Below are 20294 nucleotides of genomic sequence, written 5' to 3' on the forward strand. Positions count from 1 at the left end.
CTCTACGGGACCGGCTGCCGTGGCCGGAGGTCGCGCACCGCCTCGTCCAGTTCGGCCAGGACGTCGCCCGGGACGAGGGCGGCGCCCTCGGCCTGCTCGGCGGCGTACCGCTCACCGCCGAGGGCGGTACGGGCGGCGGCCCCGGCCCGCTCGGCGTGCGCGCGGTCGGGCATGGGGCGCGGACGGCCGCCGCGCCAGTGCGCGGCCGCGCCGAGCAGCCGTGCCGCCCGGGCGTGGTTCCCGAGGCGGCACAGCAGTTCGGCCGAGCCGTCCACGAGGGCCGCCACGACCAGGTCGGCGCACCGCTTGTGCAGGGCCGTCCGGAAGGTCTCCACCAGCAGCGGCAGACCCTCGCGCGGCCCCGACTCGCCCGCCGTCACGAGGGCGTCCACCAGCCCCAGCATCGCCAGGAACTGCGGTGGCGGCGTCCCCCGCACGCACTCCTCGCGGGCCGCCTCGCACAGGGCACGCCCGCGCGCGAAGTCCGCGTCCTCCACCGCGAGTCCGGCCCGCAGCATCAGGACGAACGCCTTGGAGTCCACCACGCCGTACCGGTCGGCGGCGGCGCCGGCCCGGTCGAGCACGGTGAGCGCCGTGTCGCGGTCGCCCGCGCGGTAGGCGATCTCGGCGAGCCGGGCGATGAGAAAGGGCGACTCCGCGAAGGCGCCCACCTCATCGGCGAGTCTCAGGGCCTCCTCGTACTCGGCCCTGGCCTCCTCGTAGCGGCCGAGGGCCATGGCGTGCTCGCCGAAGGCGCTGCACACCTGGGCCTCCACCAGGCGGTCACCGAGCCGGCGGCTGAGCACGCGCAGTTCCGCCAGGTCCTCGTCGACGCCGGCCAGTCCCCCGGAGGAGTCGACCACCGTGTGCGCGCGGAACATGAGGCTGGCGGCGATCTCCCACTCGCCTCCGTAGACGCGGCAGTTGGCGACGGAGGCGTCCATGACCTCGCGTACGTCGTCGGAGTCGCTGACGAAGAACTGGGTCAGCGGCCAGATGAGGCCGGGTAGCCGGGCCGCTTCCGGGCCTCCCGCGGCGAAGTGGTCCCGCAGCCGGAGGACGTACCGCCGCATCCGCTCGTCCAGCCGCCCCTCCCCCGGCCCGGCCTCGAAGGTGAGGAGGAGGTGCATCATCCGCACCTGCATGCGCAGGGAGTGCAGCGGGTGCCGGGTGTCGCCCTCCGGTACGGCGAGGAGGGCGTCCACGGGGTCGGCGGCGGCCGTGCGCCGGGCGAGGACGTCCGGCGCAGGCACCTCCCCGCCGCCCGCGTCCAGGGCGGCTCCGAGACGCAGCGTCCGGTCGAACCACCGGACGCCCTCGTGCCGGTAGTTGCGCAGCCACCAGAACCATCCCATGGCGAGGGCGAGGGCGGCGGCCTCCCGCTCGTCACCGGCGTCGAGGGTGCGGTCGAGGGCGGCGCGGATGTTGTCGTGCTCGGCCTCCAGCCGGGCGATCCAGGGCAGCTGCCCGGCGGACCGCAGCCGGGGGTCGGCCTCCTCGACCAGCGCGCGTACCCACGCGCGGTGGGCCTCTTCCGCTCGGGCGCGCGGCTCGGGCAGCTCGGCGGCGCGTTCGTCGGCGTACTCGTGGATGGTCTCCAGCATCCGGTAGCGCGTGCCGGCGCCGTGGGTGCCGGGGGCGGCGACGACGAGGGACTTGTCGACGAGGGCGCCGACGAGGTCGGCCGCGGGCCCGGTGCCGACGGCCTCCGCGGCGTCCAGCTCCCAGCCGCCGGCGAAGACGGACAGCTCGCACAGCATGGTCCGTTCGGCGTCGTCGAGGAGGTCCCAGGACCAGTCGACCACCGCCCGCAGGGTCTGCTGGCGGGGCAGGACGGTGCGGCTGCCGGAGGTGAGCAGGCGGAAGCGGTCGTCGAGCCGGTCGGCGATCTCCCGGGGCGTGAGCACCCGCAGGCGGGCCACGGCCAGCTCGATCGCGAGGGGGAGCCCGTCCAGTCGGCGGCAGATCTCGGCGACCGCGGTCTCGTCGCGCAGCACGGTGCCGGCGTCGGGCCGTACGGCGGCCGCGCGGGCGGCGAAGAGGCGCTGGGCCTGATCCGGGGTGAGCGGCTCGACCGGGCGCACCGACTCGCCCGGGACGCCGAGCGGTTCACGGCTGGTGGCGAGGACGGTGAGGCCGGGGCAGCGGGTCAGCAGCGTCTCGGCGAGCCGGGCCGCCTCTTCGATGACGTGTTCGCAGTTGTCGAGGACGAGAAGCAGGTCGCGAGCCGCGCAGTACTCGACGAGCAGGGCGACGGGGTCGTGCGGGACGGCGGCCCGGTCGCTGCTCACCAGGACGGTCTCGCGCAGCCCGAGCGCGTTGACGACCGCGCCGGGCACGGCCTCGGGCCGGTCGAGAGGGGCCAGTTCGACCAGCCAGGCCTGCGGAAGCGCGGCGGCGGCCTCCTCGGCGAGGCGGGTCTTCCCGGAGCCGCCGGGGCCGGTGAGGGTGACCAGCCGGGCCGTACGCAGGTCGGAACGGATGGCGTCCAGTTCGCGTTCGCGTCCCACGAAGGAGGTCAGGCGGGGGCGGATGTTGCCCGTCCGGGCGGGGGGCGCCGGCCGCCGTTCGTCGGCGGGCGCGGCGAGCAGTTCGGCGTGCAGGGCGCGCAGCTGCGGCCCCGGTCCGGTCCCGAGTCCCTCGTCCAGAGCACGTCGGGCGTCCTCGTAGGCGGCCAGGGCGTCGGTGTCGCGGCCGGCGGCGCGCAGGGCGCGGACGAGGAGGGCGTGCAGCGGTTCGTCGTACGGGTGCGCGGCGGTCAGTTCCCGCAGCCGCGGTACGGCGTCGTGGGTCTCGCCGAGGCGCAGGCCGGCCTCGATCCGGGCCCGGGTCGCCTCCAGGCGCAGGGCCTCGGGGCGGGCGGCGGCGTCGGGGAGGTCGGCGAGGGCGGGCCCGCGCCAGAGCCCGAGGGCCTCGTCCAGTTGCCGGGCGGCGCCCGCGGCGTCACCGCGTTCGAGGGCGGCGGTGCCGTGCCGTACAAGGCGCTCGAAGACGTACAGGTCCACGTCGTCCCGGGTCGCCTCGAGCCGGTAGCCACCGGGGGCGGAGGCGACGGCGCCCTTGCCGACGGTACGGCGCAGACGGCCGACCAGTGCCTGGAGGGCGGCGGGGGCGTCCTTCGGCGGATCCTCCGCCCAGACCTCGTCGATCAGGGTGGCGGGGGTGACGATCTGGCCGGGTCGCAGGGCGAGGGCGGCGAGCAGCGTACGGAGCCGGGGCCCGCCGGGGGTGACGACGGTGCCGTGCTCCTCCGTCTGGGCGACGCCCAGGATTCCGTACCGCACGGGTTCATTGTCGCCGGAAGGAGTCCGGTGAGTGACCCGGCGCCCGTATCGCACCCGGAGTGGGCGCGGGCCGGGGGTGGGTGTCGCGGGCCGGCGCTTGCCGGGTGCCGCGCTCTTTGCGACGAGTGCCGCCCCAGCGGCACGACTGCCCGCGGCCACGCGGGAGAGCCGCGTACGGCGAGAAGAGTGCCGCGGGAATCACCCCCGCCGCACCACCGCCCCCGCCCCGCCCAACGCCCCCCGCTCCGGCGCGATCCCGCCCGGTACCGCGCGTTGGCGGGCCGGGGTGCCCGTCCAGCAGGTGCCTCGGCGGGCCAGGAGGCGGCGGAGCCACAGTTCCAGGGAGACCAGGTCGGCCACGCCGTCCAGCGGCAGCGCCTCGCCCGCCGCCACCGCGCGCACCGCCTTGCGCACCACCCGCGCCTCCACCAGCCCCGCCTGCGCGAGCAACGGCGTGTCGAAGAGGCCGAGCAGGGAGTCCGCGGAGACCCGCAGCCCCGCCCGTGCGGCCGAGGCGGCCAGCCCCTGCGTGGGCGCCCCCCACCCGCTCGGCAGCTCGCTCACCCCCGCCCCCTCCAGCACCGTCCGCAGGATCGACGCCCGCGCACCCGGCTGCACCCGCAGCGCCTCCGGCAGGGCACGGCACGCGCGCACGACCTGGTTGTCGAGGAACGGCGCGTGCAGCCGCTGGAAGCGGATCTCGGCCGCCTGCTCCAGCACCCGCACGTCCGCGGCCTGCCGCGCCAGCGCCGTACGCGCGCGGAAGTCACCCGGCCGCTGCCCCGGCCCCACGCCCGACCGCTGCGACGAGGTCTGGAGGCGAACCGATACTTCAGCCAGCGCCTCTCCGGTCAGCCACCGCGCCGCCGGCCCGGGCCCGGCCCAGGTCAGCGCGGCCAGGGACGCGTCCATCGCCCCGTCACCGAGCGCGTCGAACCGCCGCCGCAGCAGCCGCTCGGCGAGCACCTCGAGACCCGTCCGGTACGGCGTCCGCGCCAGCCGCCGCGCCGCCCCGTACACGCGCGCGGGGACCAGCACCGACCCGTCGGCCTTGGCCAGTGCCGCGACCGGCCGCACGAGATGGCGCCGTTTGCGGTCCATCAGCAGGTCGGCCAGGCGCGCCGGATGGGCGTCGAGGACCTGCCGCGCCCCGTACCCCGTGAAGTGGTCCGCGCTGCCCGCCGCCAGCCGCGCCCGGTGCCGCGCGGCCGCGACCAGGGACGAGCCCGGTTCGTCGGTGAGCGGCCCGTCCAGGTCGGCGTAGGGCAGCATGTCCTCCCCGCCGGTGACCACCACGTGGTGCAGCCGCGGGTTGGCCGCCAGCGCGCCCGCCCGCACCAGTTCGGACTCCTGACCGCCCACGGCGAGGTCGTTGAAGGTGACGGCCAGCAGCCGCTCCCCGGCCCCGGTGCCGTGCCCGAGCACGGTCCCCGGCATCCCCGGCAGCCCGGCGGCCAGCAGCGCCAGCGTGCCCGAGGCCGGCCCGCCGGACAGGTCGGCCCCGATCCCCGGAACGGGCATCCCGCGCGCGGCACGCCGTTCCGCGGGCCCCATGCCCGGTACGGGCCCGGGGTCGATGCCGTCGCCGGGGACGTGCCGCGGTGCGGCGAGCCGGGTGCGCACGGCCTCCACGAGCGCGTCCCGCACCCCGTCCACCGCGCGGCCGGGGTCGGCGGAGGGCGCCGCGACGGCGAGCGAGGCCACCGGCTCGTACCCGGCGATCTCGCGCGCCCCGGCGCGCAGGATCAGCGCATGCCCCGGCGGAACGCGTTTGACGCCGTCGTACGGGGTGGAGTCGTCCAGCGCGGCGGGCACGTCGGGCGCGGCGAGCAGCGCGGCGAGGTGGCCGAAGTCGAGGTTGGCCTCGACGAGGTCGGCCAGGGGGAGCGCGGCGGTCGCGTAGGCGGTGCCTCCGGACCAGGGGGTGTGGAACACCGGCCGCGCGCCCGCGAGATCGCCGCAGACGGTGATCCGCCGCCCGACCTGGACGACGGCCGTGTAGCTGCCGGGCCACGCCGTCAGGTGCCGGAGGGCGCCGCCGCGCGCGGCGAACAGGGCGACCCGCAGCTGCTCGTCGGAGGCGCCGCAGATGCCGAGGACGGCGATCCGGGTCTGCGGGTCGGCGTCGACGACGCGGACCTCGTCGGGGCGCCAGTCGCCGACCGCCCACAGGGGGTCGGGGTCACCCCACAACGGCTGGGCGCCGACGGGCTGCACGGTCTCGCCGTCGTACCCGGTGGCGCCCGCGGAGCCGGCCGCGCCGGTGATCCCCGCGGCTCCCACGGCGGCGCTGCTCCACCCCACCAACCACCGCATCGACGCCTCCACAGGCTGGGGACAACCAGTGCACCGTACGAACTGGTTCCCCATGCTGCCATGAAGGGCGCGCCACAGAGCAGCGGCGGAGCCGCACTGGCTCCCGTGAATGCGTCCTCGCGGTCACTCGTGCGAGGACGTCAACTCCCCTTCCGCTTCCGCTCGGCGCTCAATCAGTGCTCCGTCCGCGCTCCGTCCGAGGGCGCGAAGACGACTCGAATGCGCCCCCGCAACGCGCCGTTTGGCTCCCCAACGCGCCCTCAACTCCCGTGGTGAGGAAGGATGTACGCCTGAAATACCAGGAACGATTTTCAGCCAAATCGACGACACACGGACAGACTCGAACACGCTGCGTACAGGCCCCCGCCCCACTCGCCGGCGTTCGGCCCGGGAGGCGGGACTCGCCCCCCGGGCCGGTCCGCCGCCCGCGGGGATGTAGGCGGCGGTGTCCCCCAGCCCACTGGATCCAGTACAGCGGGCCGACCCACGCACCGCCCATGGAATCGCTCCCGCGATGGCCGGAGAAGAGCGCACGGACGGGCGCACGGCCACACAACGGGAGCACGTCGCAACGGACCGTGCATGCACCGCACTTGAGTACGGACCACAATCCCGCCATCCGGAACAATGCCTCTTAACGCCTGGGATCCGGCGAACTACGCTGGGTTTACGAATGCCGCGTGGTTATGCCAGCGCGGCAGCCGTCTGTGTCGAGGGGTGGCGCATGTCCAGGGAGCAACGCGGGCCGAACGAAAAGCTCGGCACCGTTCTCGCCCTCGCGGGAATCAGCAACGCAGGACTCGCCCGGCGCGTCAACGACCTCGGCGCCCAACGCGGGTTGACACTGCGCTACGACAAGACGTCGGTGGCGCGCTGGGTGTCGAAGGGGATGGTGCCGCAGGGTGCGGCGCCGCACCTCATCGCCGCCGCCATCGGCCAGAAGCTCGGCCGCCCGGTGCCGCTCCACGAGATCGGCCTGGCGGACGCGGATCCCGCCCCCGAAGTGGGCCTCGCCTTCCCACGGGACGTCGGCCAGGCGGTGCGGTCCGCCACCGAGCTGTACCGTCTCGACCTCGCCGGCCGCCGGGCCGGCGGCGGCATCTGGCAGTCGCTGGCCGGTTCGTTCGCGGTGAACGCGTACGCGACGCCCGCCTCCCGGTGGCTGATAACCCCGGCCGACAGCTCGGTGGCGCGCGACGTGGGTCCGGCCGAGGGCTCCGGCGCACCGCTCAAAGTCGGCCACAGCGACGTGCAGAAACTGCGGGAGGCGGCCGAGGACGCCCGCCGCTGGGACTCCAAGTACGGCGGCGGCGACTGGCGTTCGTCGATGGTCCCCGAGTGCTTACGCGTCGAGGCGGCACCCCTGCTGCTCGGCTCCTACTCCGACGAGGTCGGCCGCGCCCTGTTCGGCGCCTCGGCCGAACTGACCCGGCTGGCCGGGTGGATGGCCTTCGACACCGGTCAGCAGGAGGCGGCCCAGCGGTACTACATCCAGGCCCTGCGCCTGGCCCGCGCGGCGGCCGACGTCCCCCTGGGCGGCTACGTCCTCGCCTCGATGTCCCTGCAGGCCACCTACCGCGGCTTCGGCGACGAGGGCGTGGACCTCGCCCAGGCCGCCCTGGAGCGCAACCGGGGCCTGGCCACGGCCCGCACCATGAGCTTCTTCCGCCTGGTGGAGGCCCGGGCCCACGCGCGCGCGGGCGACGCACCGGCGGCCGGCGCCGCGCTGAAGGCCGCCGAGAGCTGGCTGGAGCGCGCCCGCCCCGGCGACAGCGACCCCTCGTGGCTGGGTTTCTACTCCTACGACCGGTTCGCCGCCGACGCGGCCGAGTGCTACCGCGACCTGAAGGCACCACGCCAGGTGCGCCGCTTCACCGAGCAGGCCCTGTCGAAACCGACGGAGGAGTTCGTACGCTCGCACGGCCTCAGGCTCGTCGTCTCGGCGGTGGCCGAGCTGGAGTCGGGCAATCTGGACGCGGCCTGCGAGCAGGGCGTGCGGGCGGTCGAGGTGGCCGGCCGCATCTCCTCGGCCCGCACCACCGAGTACGTGAAGGACCTCCTGCACCGCCTGGAGCCCTACGGCGACGAGCCGCGCGTGGTCGAGCTGCGCGAGCGCGCGCGGCCGCTGCTGGTGACTCCGGCCTGACGCGGCCGGCCCGACGCACCGCCCCCTCCGGGTTTGAAGGCATTGTCAGTGGCGCAGTGCACTATCGAAGCCGGGAGGTGGGCCGGGAGATGGAACGAGTGTTCGACTGCGATGTGCTGGTGATCGGCGGCGGCATCGTCGGCCTGTCGACGGCGTACGCGATCACGCGCGCCGCCCCGGGCACCCGGGTCACGGTGCTGGAGAAGGAACCGGGCCCGGCCCGGCACCAGACCGGCCGCAACAGCGGCGTCATCCACAGCGGGGTCTACTACCGCCCGGGCTCGCTCAAGGCGCGCTACGCGGTGCGGGGCGCCGCCGAGATGGTCAAGTTCTGCGCCGAGTACGGCATCGACCACGCCGTCACCGGCAAGCTGATCGTCGCCACCGACCGCGCCGAGCTGCCCCGCCTGCACGCCCTCGTCCAGCGCGGCCGGGAGAACGGCATTCCGGTGCGCGAGCTGGGCGCCGCCCAGATCCAGGAGTACGAGCCCGAGGTCAGGGGCCTCGCCGCCATACACGTCGGCACCACCGGCGTCTGCGACTACGTCGCGGTCGCGCGGCAGCTGGCCCAGGCGTCCGGCGCGGAGCTGCGCTACGGCGCCGAGGTACGGCACATCGACCGCCGCCCCGGTCTCGGCGTCGCCGTCCGCACCCGCTCCGGCGAGGTGCTCCGCGCCCGCGTCCTGGTCAACTGCGGCGGGCTGCACTGCGACGAGATCGCCCGTCTGACCGGCGACGACCCGGGGATGCGCATCGTGCCGTTCCGGGGCGAGTACTACGAGCTGGCGCGTCCCGAGCTGGTGCGGGGACTGGTGTACCCGGTGCCCGACCCGGCGTTCCCGTTCCTCGGGGTCCACCTCACCCGCGGCATCGACGGCGGCGTCCACCTCGGGCCGAACGCGGTGCCGGCGCTGGCCCGCGAGGGCTACGGCTGGGGTGTCGTCCGCCCCCGCGAGCTGGCCGCGACGCTGGCCTGGCCCGGCTCCTGGCACATCGCGCGGCGGCACTGGAGGTACGGCACCGGGGAGCTGCGCCGGTCCCTGTCCAAGGCGGCCTTCACCACCGCCGTACGCAGACTGCTGCCGTCCGTGACGGAGAGCGACCTGGTCGCGGCGCCGGCCGGCGTGCGGGCCCAGGCGGTGCTGGCCGACGGGACGCTGGTGGACGACTTCCTGATCAAGGAGGGCCCCCACGCGGTGCACGTACTGAACGCGCCGTCGCCCGCGGCCACCGCGGCCCTGCCGATCGGCCGGGAGGTGGGCCGCAGGGCACTGACCCTGCTGGGAGGCTCGTGAGCCCGGCACGGGCGGGCCGTAAAATTGGGGGCACTGTGTCTGATTTCCCCAGCGCCCCCGACGCTCACCAGCCAGCCGCCACCCACACCGGCACCTCCCTGAGGCACACCCGTGCCAAGGGGGAGCCGCGCTTCCCGGACGGGCCGAAGGCCGATCCCGCCGGATCGCACTTCGAGCGGCGGATCCGCAGCTTCCAGCCCCGGCGCAGCCGCGTGACGGCCGGCCAGGCGGACGCGCTGCAAAGGCTGTGGCCCCTGTGGGGTCTGGACATCGACGGGCAGCGCGACCTCGACCTCGGCGAGCTGTTCGGCGACGCGCGCCCGGTCGTCCTGGAGATCGGCTTCGGCATGGGCGAGGCCACCGCGCAGATGGCCGAGGCCGACCCCGGCACCAACATCCTCGCCGTGGACGTCCACACCCCGGGCCAGGGCAACCTCCTCGGTCTCGCCGAGCGGAACGGCCTGTCCAACATCCGGGTGGCCAACGGCGACGCGATCATCCTGCTCCGCGAGATGCTAGCCCCCGGCTCGCTCGCCGGACTGCGCGTCTACTTCCCCGACCCGTGGCCGAAGAAGCGTCACCACAAGCGGCGCCTGATCCAGCGGGAGTTCCTGACCCTGGCCGCGACCCGGCTCGCGCCGGGCGCCTTCGTGCACTGCGCCACCGACTGGGAGCCGTACGCCGAGCAGATGCTCGACGAGCTGACCGCGCACCCCGACTTCGAGAACACCGCCCCGGACGGCGGTTTCGCGCCGCGTCCCGCGCACCGGCCGCTGACCCGGTTCGAGGGCCAGGGACTGGACAAGGGACATGTGGTGAACGACCTGCTCTTCCGCCGCGTACAGCTCCGCGATCCCCACGAAGAGCAGCCCCCCACCGGTTAGGGTCCATGCCGTGGCCAGTCCCCCGTGTCCGACGCGTCAGCCCACGTTCCCGCGTACGCATCCGCACTGGTGGCAGCGGTCCTGGGTGCGATACGGCGCGCTGATCACGCTGCTCGCGCTCTCCGGTCTGGTGATCCTGGCCCTGGTCCGCGAGCAGACCGGCACCCGGGGGTTCCTGGTCGGGCTCGGCCTCGCGGTGCTGCCCGTGCCGCTGCTCCTGGCCGCCTTCCGCTGGCTGGACCGGGTCGACCCCGGCCCCTGGCGCAACCTGCTGTTCTGCTTCTCCTGGGGCGCCTGCGCGGCGGCGCTGATAGCGATCGTCGCCAACAGCTTCGCGACCAGATGGATAGCGACCGCCACCGCGGACCCGGCGAGCGCGGACACCCTGGGCGCCACGGTGATAGCGCCGGTCGTCGAGGAGTCCGCCAAGGCCGCCGCGGTCCTCCTGGTCTTCCTGTTCCGCAGGCGTGACTTCACCGGCATAGTCGACGGAGTGGTGATCGCCGGGGTCACCGCCACCGGCTTCGCCTTCACCGAGAACATCCTGTACCTCGGCACCGCGTTCGGCGCCGACCAGCTCACCGGCGGCAGCGGCATCGCCTCCGTCACCGCGGCGACCTTCTTCGTCCGCGTCGTGATGTCCCCGTTCGCGCACCCGCTCTTCACCGTGCTCACCGGCATCGGCTTCGGCATCGCCGCGCTCTCCGCGGGCCGCCACCGCCTGCGCCGCGCCCTGCTCCCGCTCTCCGGCCTGCTGCTCGCGATGGGCGTGCACGCGCTGTGGAACGGCTCGGCCGCGTTCGGCGAGTACGGCTTCTACGCCGTGTACGCGGCCTTCATGGTGCCGGCCTTCGGCCTGCTGACCTGGCTGGTGATCTGGACCCGGCAGCGCGAACTGGGCACCGTACGGGCCGAGCTGCCCGCGTATGTCCTGGCCGGATGGCTGACGCCCGCGGAGCCGCACGCGCTCGGCTCGATGCGGGCCCGCCGCGTCGCCCGGCAGCACGCCCGGCGGCACGGCGGGAAGGAGGCGGCACGCGCGGTGGCCCAGTACGAGGCGTACGCGACCTCGCTGGCGTTCCTGCGGCAGCGCGGCCGCCGGGGCCGGGCGGGCGCCGACTACGCCGCGCGGGAGCGGGAGATGCTGGACGCCCTGTGGCACCGGCGCGGCGCGGCCCGCCCGGCCCTGGACCACGCGGCCCGCTCGACGGCACCACCCGTACCCCGGCCCGCGCCGCCCTGGGCGTACCCGTACGCCACCTACGGCCCGTACGGCGGCGGCCCTCCGGCGCCGTACCCGGCCCAGACGCCGTACCCCGCTCAGGCGCCGTACGTCCCGTACGCCCACCCGTACGCACCGCCGGGCCCCTACCGCCCGTAGGCGGGCACCGGCGGCGTCACACTCAGGCCGAGGCCCGCGTCAGCCGCGCGACCTCGTCGTCCGTCAGGCTCAGCTCCGCGACGCCCAGCAGCGCGGGCAGCTGCTCCACCGTGCGCGCGGACGCGATCGGCGCGGCCACCGTCGGTTGCGCGGCCAGCCAGGCGAGGGCGACCGTGGCGACGGGGGCGTCGTGGGCCTCGGCGATCTCGTCCAGGGCGGCGAGCACCCGCCGGCCGCGCTCGGTCTCCAGGTGCTTGCCCGCACCGCCCGCACGCGGGCTGTCGACGCTCGCGCCGGGCCGGTACTTGCCGGTGAGGAAGCCGGCCGCGAGGGCGTAGTACGGCACGGCGGCCAGGCCCGACCGCTCGGCGAGGTCGCGCAGCCCGCCCTCGTAGGTGTCGCGCGAGACCAGGTTGTAGTGCGGCTGGAGGGCGACGTACCGGGCGAGCCCCTCGCGGTCGGAGAACTCCAGGGAGGCCGCGAGCCGCTCGGCGGAGATGTTGGAGGCGGCGATGTGCCGCACCTTGCCCGCCTTCACCAGCTCGTCCAGCGCGCCGATGATCTCCTCGACCGGCACCTCGGGCTTGTCGAAGTGCGTGTAGTAGAGGTCGATGTGATCGGTGCCCAGGCGGCGCAGCGAGGCGTCGGCCGCCGCCTTGATGTTCGCGGCGGACAGGCCCGGGTACTCGGGGTGCTGGCTGACCTTGGTGGCGAGGACGACGTCGTCACGGTTGCCGCGGGCCGCGAACCACCGGCCGAGGACGGTCTCGGACTCGCCGCCGCTGTTGCCGTCGACCCAGGCGGAGTACGAGTCGGCGGTGTCCACGAAGTTGCCGCCGGCCGCCGTGTAGGCGTCCAGGACGGCGAAGGAGCGGTCCTGGTCGGCGGTCCAGCCGAAGACGTTGCCGCCGAGGGCGAGGGGGAAGACCTCCAGGTCGGAGGAGCCGAGCTTGCGCAGAGAAGTCATGTAGGGCGTCAACGAACGCACCGGATCAGGTCATTCCGGCACGGACGCAAAAACCCCGCAAACCGGCAGCCCTGACGTCGGGGGGTTGCCGTCAGGACCGCCGGGGACCAGCGGGGAAGCGGATGGGCCGGTGGCTCAGGGTGTGAGGCCCTTACTCTGCAGCCAGGCCATCGGGTCGATGCCGGAGCCGCCGTCGGCGTGGACCTCCATGTGGAGGTGGGCGCCGGTGACGTTGCCGGTGGCGCCGACGCGGCCGATGACGTCACCGGTGGTGACCTCCTGACCGACGCTGACGCTGATCGAGGACTGGTGGGCGTACCAGATCTCGGTGCCGTCATCCAGGGTGAGCACGGTCTTGTAGCCGTACGACCCGTCCCAGCCGGCCGACGTGATGGTGCCGCTGTGCACGGCCTTGAGCAGCGTGCCCGTGGGTGCGGCGAAGTCGAGGCCGGTGTGGTGGCCGGAGGACCAGTAGGCGCCGGCCTGACCGAAGGTCGAGGAGATCGTGTACGAGGAGGTCGGCAGCGTGAACTGCATGGCCAGCTTGGCCAGGCGCTCGGCCTCGGCCTTCTTCGCGGCCTCCTCCTCCGCCTTCTTCTTGGCGGCGGCGGCCTTGGCCTCGGCCTCCTTCTCCGCCTTGGCGGCGGCTTCCGCGGCCTTCTTCTCGGCGGCCGCGGCGGCCTCGGCGGCGGCCTTGGTCTCGACCTGGGCCTGCTGCTGCTCGGCCTGCGCCATGATCCGGGCCCGCAGGGACTCACCGGCGCCGGCGGTGTCGGTGCCCTCCGCGGTGTCGGCGGCGGCGGTCACGCCGATGCCGCTGAGCGGGGTGCTGGAGCCCTCCGGCTGCGGTGCGTCGTCGGAGATGAGCGAGCCGACGTTGGGCAGGTCCGGCATGGAGATCGACACCGGCGGCTTGCCGGTCTGCGCGCTGGCCATGCCGCCCGCACCGACGGCGGCTATGACACCGACGCCGAGGACGGTGGAGCTGCGGGCGAGCCCGCCACGCTGCTTGGCGACGCGGTGCCGGCCGCGTACGGGGCGGATGGAGTCCTCGGTGGGATTCCACTCCTCCCAAGGACCCTCTTCGGTGCGGTAGTTCTCGTAGCCGAAGGTGTCGGTGTCGTGCCGACTGGGCACGAACGGGGCCTCGGGGGCAGGCCGGTTGGACGCCACGTGGGCGTACTCCTTTCCTTCCTTTCGCCTACCGGGTTAGCTGACGGGTTCGGAGCAGGAAGGTCTCCTACGCGCGCATGCAGCCGTGTTGCCACGGCGTCAAACGCCCGATTCACCCCAATGTGGTGGTTCCCCGGTTCCCTTGCGGGATTCGGCGCGTGCGCACGGAGCCGCCTTCTGTGACGGCTGGGACGACCGCGCTGCGTTATCGAACGTTAATAGACCCGGGGGCCGGATTCCAAGCTGTTCCTCTTGATCGTTAACGAAGACAGCCGGGACGTACACCTCAGGATCGGTGAAAACCGGGCGAGTTGACCGCGCCTCGGTATTCCCCTTCACGGCATTTCTTTCTGACGGTACGTCAGTTGTTATGCGGAGGGATGCCACCCCGTCACGGCTCGTGACAATGATCATGGTCGCCGCGCCGTGGCCGCCGTACGGCGAGCAGCGCCATGTCGTCCGCCATCCCGCCCCCTGAGTGGCGGCGCACGTCGCGGGCGAGGGTTTCGAGCAGCTTCGCCGGATGACGGAAGACGCGACCGGACAGCCGCGCGTACGGATCGTAGAACTCCCCCCGCTCGTCCCGGGCTTCCGACAGTCCGTCGGTGTACAGCAGCAGCGTGGCCCCACCGGGGAAGGCCGTCTCCTCCGCGCGGTCGGGCCACACACCCAGCTCGCCCATGCCGAGCGGCAGCGCCGACTCCCGGGCGGGCAGCGGCCCCAGGGTGCCGTCGCCGTGGAGCAGCAGGGGCGGCGGATGCCCGCGGTTGACGATGCGTACGGTCCCGGCGCCGTGCGGGAGTTCGGCGAGGACGGCGGTGGTGAAGCCCTCGAAGGCGTCCAGTCCCTCGCGCCGGGTGCCCTCGCGGGCCAGCGCCCGCTCCAGGCGCTGTGCCACCGCCTCCAGCGTCGCCTCCTGTTCGGCGGCCTCCCGGAAGGCGCCGATCACCACGGCGACGGCGGCCACCGCTCCCATGCCCTTGCCCCGCACGTCCCCCACGATGAGCCGGACGCCGCGCGCACTGTCCTGCACCGCGTACAGGTCACCGCCGATGAAGGCGCCGGCCTGCGCGGCCTCGTAGCAGGCGGCGATCTCGAAGCCGGCGATCCGCTCGGCCGGCTCGGGCAGTACGGCGCGCTGGGCGGCCTCGGCGATCTCCCGGGCGATGGCGAGGCGCTCGTCGGTGCGGCGGACGAAGGCGTTGACGAAGACGGCGAGCGCGGCGACCGTCGCGATGGTGATCAGCTCGGTGAGGGAGTCGACGTAGTGGATGACGCCCTTGCCGAGCTGCAGCCCGATGACCGAGGCGACCACGGCGATCCCGGTGAGCGCGGTGCCCCGCCGGGAGTAGATCGGGGCGGCGACCAGCGGCGCGGCGGTGTAGAGGGGACCGGCGGTGAAGTAGCGCGGGGTGAAGATGTCGTACAGGACGGCGACGACGATCAGCAGTACGGGGAGCGAGCGCGCGAGGGTGCGGCCGTAGGACGTGCGCCACGGCCTCGGCTGCCCGGCGGGCGGCACGGGCGCCATCTCGCCCCCGAGGCCCGGGTCGGGCACGGGATCGCCGGGGAGCCGGCCGCCGGCTCTGGCGTACGCTCCCTCGTCCTCCACATCGCCTGCCCGCACCACTGGTCTCCCGCCGCCCCCTGTCCGCGCCGCTTGCCGTGCCGTACTCCAGGTTTCCCGCGACGGGGGTGGGCGGCGAGTGGTGAGGGCCGAGCGGGTGAACGCACCGAGGGCCGGAACCCTTTCGGATTCCGGCCCTCGGCCTTCAGTAGCGGGGACAGGATTTGAACCTGCGACCTCTGGGTTATGAGCCCAGCGAGCTACCGAGCTGCTCCACCCCGCGTCGTTGTGTTCACCACTGTACGTCATCCCGGGGGCCGAATGCACATCGGTATCCCTCTATCCCGCCAGGTGGCGGTTGGGCGCCTTCGCCCGCCCTTCGTACTCCGGCAGTACGACGACGACGGCGCCCCCGGCGGCGAGCACCCCGCCGCCGTCCGCCCCCGGCACGAAGGTGTCCGGCTCCCGCCAGGCCGTGACCACGCGACGCACCCCGGCGTCGAGGATCAGCCGGGCGCAGGGCGCGGGCCTGGAGGCGCGGCGCGCACAGGGCTCCAGGCTGCTGTACACGGTGGCACCCGCGAGCCGCGGATCGGAGCGGTCGACCTTGGCGAGCGCGGCCTCCTCGGCGTGCACGACGGCGTCGCCGCCCTCCCGCGAGTACCCCCGCGCCAGCTCGCTCCCGTCGGCGGCGACCACGACCGCCCCCACGCTGAACGCCGTCCGGGACGGCGGGCACAGCTCCGCCAGCTCGCAGGCGAGCGCCAGCCAGTGCCGGTCGGCGGCGCTCACGCGGTCGCCGGTGCCGGGTGCGGTCGGCAGGTACCGCATCAGCACGACGTCCTCGATCCGCCGCGACTCCACCAGCCGCAGCCGCCCGCCCTGGTAGGCGCCGGGCCCGAAGAGCCGGGGCGCGGCCGGGTCACCGACGAGCAGGGGCGCGAGTACGAGCTGCAGCTCGTCGGCGAGTTCCTGCTGGAGCAGCTGGGTGTGGACGGTCCCGCCCCCCTCCACCATGAGCCGCCGCACCCCGCGCCGGTCGTACAGGTACTCGAGCACCGCCCGCCAGTGGAGCGAGTCGCCGAGCGGGACGACGACATCGCCGGCGATCCCCAGTGCCCGGGCCCGTCCGGCCCCCTCGTCCGTGGTCAGCAGCACCTTCTCCCCACCGGTGTGCCAGAACCGCGCCGCCGGGTCGAGTTCACCGCTGCCGCTGACGGTGACCTTGAGCGGGTACTCGGCCCTGCCGTCCGCCACCCGCGCCGCCCGCCGCTCGGCGGAGTTCACCAGCAGCCGCGGATTGTCGGCCCGGATCGTCCCGGCGCCGACCAGGATCGCGTCCACCGAGGCCCGCACCTCGTCGACCCGCTCGAAGTCGGCGGGGCTGGACAGCAGGAGCCGGTCGGGCCCGGTGTCGTCCAGACAGCCGTCGAGGGAGACGGCGGCGGAGAGAAGGACGTAGGGGAGGGGCCTGCCGGCCCTCTCGTGGGCGGTCATGTCCGGACGTGCTCCTTCGTGCTTCGGCCCCGGTCGCGGAACCGCCCCGCGGGCCGTTCCCGCCGGGGCCGTACTCGCCGTCACGGTAGCCGTCCCACGCCGGCGTCGTTCAGTTACTCGCGGACCTGGGGGCGTTCACCGAAGGATGCGCGTCGTCGCCGTCCGCGCCCAGGCCCGCGAGCAGGCGCAGCCCGTCCTCGGTGGGGCTGCCGGGGGCCGCGGACAGCACCAGCAGCTCCATGCCCGACGCGTCCGGCATCGCGAAGTTCTCCTGGTGCAGTTCCAGCAGTCCGACCAGCGGGTGCCGGTATGCCTTGCGTCCATGCGTGCGGGCGCAGACGTCCGCGCGGGCCCAGAGGCGGCGGAAGCGCTCGCTGCCCATCGCCAACTCGCCGATGAGCGAGGCCAGGCGGGGATCGTCCGGGAACTTGCCTGCGGCCAGGCGCAAGTGCCCGACCGCGTCGAGGGTGCAGTTCTCCCAGTCCGCGTAGAGGCCCCGCTCGGCCTCCTCCAGGAAGATGTGCCGGGCGGTGTTCAGGCCCGGCAGCGGCCGGCCGAAGAGGAGCCCGGCAAGGCGGTTCCCGGCGAGCACGTCCAGGCGGTGGTTCATGATGAGCGCGGGTGCGTCGGCGACCAGGTCGAGGACGCGCAGCAGTTCCGGCCGGACGCGGGAGGCCGGTGCCTTCGCCCGGCGGCGGCGCTGCCGGGCGAGCCGGTGGAGGTGCCCGCGTTCGGTCTCGTCGAGGCCGAGGACGCGGGCGAGCGCGTCGAGGACCTGCTCGGAGGGCTGGGTGGCGCGGCCCTGCTCCAGGCGTACGTAGTAGTCGACGCTGACTCCGGACAGGTGCGCGACCTCTTCGCGGCGCAGCCCTTCGACCCGGCGGCGGCGGTCGGTGGGGATGCCGACGGCCGCCGGGTCGACCCGGGAACGCCGGGTCCGGAGGAAACCCGCGAGATCGTCCATGCCCCCAGTATGGCCACGGGTGGGGTCCGTGAAGGTGGTCCCGCTGATACCAGGAAGTCCCGTCCGGTGGTCAGGGCGTCCCTGAACGCCGGGCGCCGCGGCGTCCAGGATCGAAGGCATCCGATCCGAAGGAGTCCCCGTGAAGACGCTGATCGTCCACGCCCACCCGGAGCCGAAGTCGCTCAACGGCTCGCTGAAGGACCTCGCGGTGTCCACCCTGGAGGCCGCCGGGCACGAGGTACGGGTGAGCGATCTGTACGCGATGGGCTGGAAGGCGGTCGTCGACGCCGCGGACTACGGCCCCGAAGCCTCGAGTCCGCTGAAGGTCGCCCGGGACTCGGGCCGGGCCTTCGAGGGCGGGACGCTCACCCCGGACGTGCGTGCCGAGCAGGAGAAGCTGCTGTGGGCCGACACGATCGTCTTCCAGTTCCCGCTGTGGTGGTACTCGATGCCCGCGATCCTCAAGGGCTGGGTGGACCGGGTGTTCACCTTCCGCTTCGCGTACGGCGTCGGCGAGCACAGCGACACCAAGTACGGCGAGCGCTACGGCGAAGGCACCCTCGCGGGCAGGAAGGCCATGCTGTCGGTGACCGTGGGCGGCCAGGAACCGCATTACGCCGCCCGCGGCGTCAACGGCCCCATCGAGGACCTGCTGTTCCCGATCCACCACGGCATCCTCTACTACCCCGGCATCGAGGTGCTGCCGCCGTTCGTGCTGTACGGCGTCGACCGGATGACCGTCGAGGACTACCCGGACGTCGCCAAGGCGTGGGAGCAGCGCCTGCTCACGCTGGAGTCGACCGAGCCGATCGCGTTCCGGCGGCAGAACTCCGGTGACTACGAGATCCCGTCGCTGCACCTGAAGGAGGGGCTGGAACCCGCGGGCCGCACCGGTTTCGGGCTGCACGTGCGCGGGTGACCACCGTGCGAAACGGACAGGACCCCAGCTCGGTCCTGCTGTGAGCTGGGGTCCAACGCGTAGGCCCTGTGGGACTCGAACCCACAACCAATGGATTAAAAGTCCACTGCTCTGCCAATTGAGCTAAGGGCCCAGGGGGTACCACGCGGTGCTGCGTGATGTTGCCACACCGAGCATAGCCCGACGCGGCCGGGACGCCGATCGGGTATCGGGGTCACGGCCGCGTCGGAGGGCGGTGGGTGCGCCGGGCTACGGGTCCACCGGCTCGGGGGCGTTCGCGCGGGCGGCCACGCGGGCGCGGGTGCGGGCGTGGTCGGGGTCGAGGAACCAGTGGCGGGCCGAGGCCAGCCACCAGGTCGCCGCGAAGCCGAGGACGACCAGGACCGCGATCGGCGCGTAGTTGAAGGTCTCCCAGGTGACCGGGGAGACCTGGGGCAGCATGAACAGGACCGTGATGACACCGACCCACGCCACCGCGACCACGCCGACCGCCCGGGACCAGCGGCCCAGATGCCACGGCCCGCGCTCGAAGGCGTCGCCCTTGCGGACCCGCAGCAGGGTCGGGATGACGTACGCGATGTAGAGGCCGATGACGGCGATCGACGTCACCGCCGCGTAGGCCGTGACGTTGATCAGGTACGGCAGGCCGAGGGCCAGCGCGGACAGGGCCGCCAGCCAGACCGCCGCGACCGGCGTGCGGGTGCGCGGGTTCACGGTGTGCCAGACGTGGGAGAAGGGCAGCGCGCCGTCGCGGGAGAAGGCGTAGATCATGCGGCTGTTCGCCGTCACCGACGCCATCCCGCAGAACAGCTGCGCCCCTATGACGACCAGGAGCAGCAGCTTGCCCGCGGTGGCGCCGAGCGCGTCCAGGAGGATCTGGGCGGGCGGCGCGCCGGTCGGGGAGGTGAGGGCGCCCTCGTAGGACTGGATGGCGAAGGTGAAGCCGAGGAGGAGGACGAAGCCGGCGATCCACGACGTCCAGATGGAGCGGACGATGCCCTTCGGGCCGGCCGTGGACGCGTCGTGCGTCTCCTCCGTCATGTGGGCGGAGGCGTCGTAGCCGGTGAAGGTGTACTGGGCCATCAGCAGGCCGATCAGGACGACGTAGACGCCGCTGCCCCAGCCGGTGTTGTTGACGAACTCGCCGAAGACGAACGACGCCGACTGGTGCCGGTCGGGGGCGAAGGTCAGCGCGCCCACGATGACCGCGACGCCGAGGACGTGCCACCAGACGCTGACGCTGTTCAGCAGGCCGACGATGCGGACGCCGAAGGTGTTCAGCAGGCCGTGGAGGACGAGGATGGCCGCGAAGAGGAGGATCGTGCGGCCCGGTGTGACCTCGAAGTCGAACTGCAGGTTCAGGTACGCGCCCAGGAAGGACGCGGCGCCGAAGTCGATGCCGGCGGTCACCGCGACCTGGCCCAGCACGTTGAACCAGCCCGTGAACCACGCCCAGGCCGCCGCAGTACGGGGCGGCGCCAGGCGGTGCGCCCAGAAGTACAGGCCCGCCGAGGTCGGGTACGCCGAGCAGATCTCGGCCATCGCCAGGCCGACGAAGAGGGTCATCAGACCGACGGCGACCCAGCCCCACGTGATGACGGCGGGGCCGCCCGTGTTCATGCCGAAGAGATACAGCGTCAGGCAGCCGGAGAGCACCGAGATGATGGTGAAGGAGACCGCGTAGTTGGAGAACGCCGACATGCGGCGGGCCAGAACCTGGGTGTAGCCGAGCTGGGCCAGCCGTTCCTCGTCCGACAGCCCACTCACTTTGGCGTCATCTGTCATGACCCCAGCAATTCCCTTGCGGCGGGCGTGACATGCGTCACCACGTGGCCGAAACGAGAGCGCCGCGGCCCCCACCCGTCAGGGCAGGGGCCGCGGCGCGTACGGACGTTCAGGCG

At 73.7% G+C, this 20294-nt stretch carries 13 protein-coding genes, 2 tRNA genes and 1 riboswitch; of the genes, 5 read left to right on the plus strand and 10 right to left on the minus strand.

From position 1 onward, the window contains the following. Positions 1-2: 2 nt before the first annotated feature. Positions 3-3284, minus strand: a complete 3282-nt coding sequence (locus OIE75_RS17635) for a BTAD domain-containing putative transcriptional regulator (RefSeq protein ID WP_329471438.1) — start codon at positions 3282-3284, stop codon at positions 3-5. 198 nt (positions 3285-3482) lie between these two features. Beyond that, a complete protein-coding gene (locus tag OIE75_RS17640; protein WP_329471439.1) occupies positions 3483-5600 on the minus strand; it encodes an asparagine synthase-related protein in 2118 nt (705 codons plus the stop codon). A gap of 724 nt (positions 5601-6324) precedes the next feature. Here OIE75_RS17640 and OIE75_RS17645 point away from each other — a divergent pair. From OIE75_RS17645 to OIE75_RS17660, 4 genes are all read left to right on the plus strand, one after another. Further along, positions 6325-7746, plus strand: a complete 1422-nt coding sequence (locus OIE75_RS17645; protein WP_329471440.1) for an MFS transporter — start codon at positions 6325-6327, stop codon at positions 7744-7746. Between the two features lie 89 nt (positions 7747-7835). Continuing rightward, positions 7836-9041: an L-2-hydroxyglutarate oxidase gene (gene lhgO, locus OIE75_RS17650; protein WP_307013526.1), complete on the plus strand. Its 1206-nt coding sequence runs from the start codon at positions 7836-7838 to the stop codon at positions 9039-9041. 35 nt (positions 9042-9076) lie between these two features. Next, positions 9077-9925 carry a tRNA (guanosine(46)-N7)-methyltransferase TrmB gene (gene trmB / locus OIE75_RS17655; RefSeq protein WP_373462977.1) on the plus strand — a complete coding sequence of 283 codons (849 nt, stop codon included), beginning with the start codon at positions 9077-9079 and terminating at the stop codon, positions 9923-9925. A 10-nt stretch (positions 9926-9935) separates the two neighbouring features. Beyond that, the gene (locus OIE75_RS17660; RefSeq protein WP_329471441.1) at positions 9936-11306 is read left to right on the plus strand and encodes a PrsW family intramembrane metalloprotease; all 1371 of its coding nucleotides are present in this window, start codon (positions 9936-9938) and stop codon (positions 11304-11306) included. A gap of 22 nt (positions 11307-11328) precedes the next feature. Here OIE75_RS17660 and OIE75_RS17665 read toward each other — a convergent pair whose 3' ends face one another. The 6 genes from OIE75_RS17665 to OIE75_RS17690 form a co-directional block, all read right to left on the minus strand. Further along, on the minus strand, positions 11329-12273 hold the full coding sequence (locus OIE75_RS17665; protein ID WP_329471442.1) for an aldo/keto reductase: 945 nt from the start codon (positions 12271-12273) through the stop codon (positions 11329-11331). Between the two features lie 135 nt (positions 12274-12408). Next, complete coding sequence (locus OIE75_RS17670) at positions 12409-13446, minus strand: M23 family metallopeptidase (protein WP_329471443.1); 1038 nt, start codon at positions 13444-13446, stop codon at positions 12409-12411. 10 nt (positions 13447-13456) lie between these two features. Next, a riboswitch (cyclic di-AMP (ydaO/yuaA leader) is annotated at positions 13457-13613 on the minus strand. A gap of 224 nt (positions 13614-13837) precedes the next feature. Beyond that, on the minus strand, positions 13838-15073 hold the full coding sequence (locus OIE75_RS17675) for a PP2C family protein-serine/threonine phosphatase (RefSeq protein ID WP_307013532.1): 1236 nt from the start codon (positions 15071-15073) through the stop codon (positions 13838-13840). Positions 15074-15222: 149 nt separating this feature from the next. After that, positions 15223-15296 (minus strand) — tRNA-Met (locus OIE75_RS17680). Between the two features lie 56 nt (positions 15297-15352). Then, entirely contained in the window at positions 15353-16510 is a 1158-nt protein-coding gene (locus OIE75_RS17685; RefSeq protein WP_329471444.1) for a dihydrofolate reductase family protein, read from the minus strand. 109 nt (positions 16511-16619) lie between these two features. Beyond that, complete coding sequence (locus OIE75_RS17690; RefSeq protein ID WP_307013537.1) at positions 16620-17474, minus strand: helix-turn-helix transcriptional regulator; 855 nt, start codon at positions 17472-17474, stop codon at positions 16620-16622. A gap of 139 nt (positions 17475-17613) precedes the next feature. Here OIE75_RS17690 and OIE75_RS17695 point away from each other — a divergent pair, with 139 nt between their 5' ends. Next, complete coding sequence (locus tag OIE75_RS17695; RefSeq protein WP_307013540.1) at positions 17614-18393, plus strand: NAD(P)H-dependent oxidoreductase; 780 nt, start codon at positions 17614-17616, stop codon at positions 18391-18393. Between the two features lie 60 nt (positions 18394-18453). On the opposite strand, the gene OIE75_RS17700 is transcribed toward OIE75_RS17695, so the two are convergent. Then, positions 18454-18526: transfer RNA gene (locus OIE75_RS17700), tRNA-Lys, on the minus strand. A gap of 116 nt (positions 18527-18642) precedes the next feature. After that, positions 18643-20178, minus strand: a complete 1536-nt coding sequence (locus OIE75_RS17705; protein WP_329471445.1) for an amino acid permease — start codon at positions 20176-20178, stop codon at positions 18643-18645. Positions 20179-20294: the final 116 nt, after the last annotated feature.

Origin of the sequence: Streptomyces sp. NBC_01723 (assembly GCF_036246005.1) — a bacterium.
Taxonomy (GTDB): Bacteria; Actinomycetota; Actinomycetes; order Streptomycetales; family Streptomycetaceae; genus Streptomyces.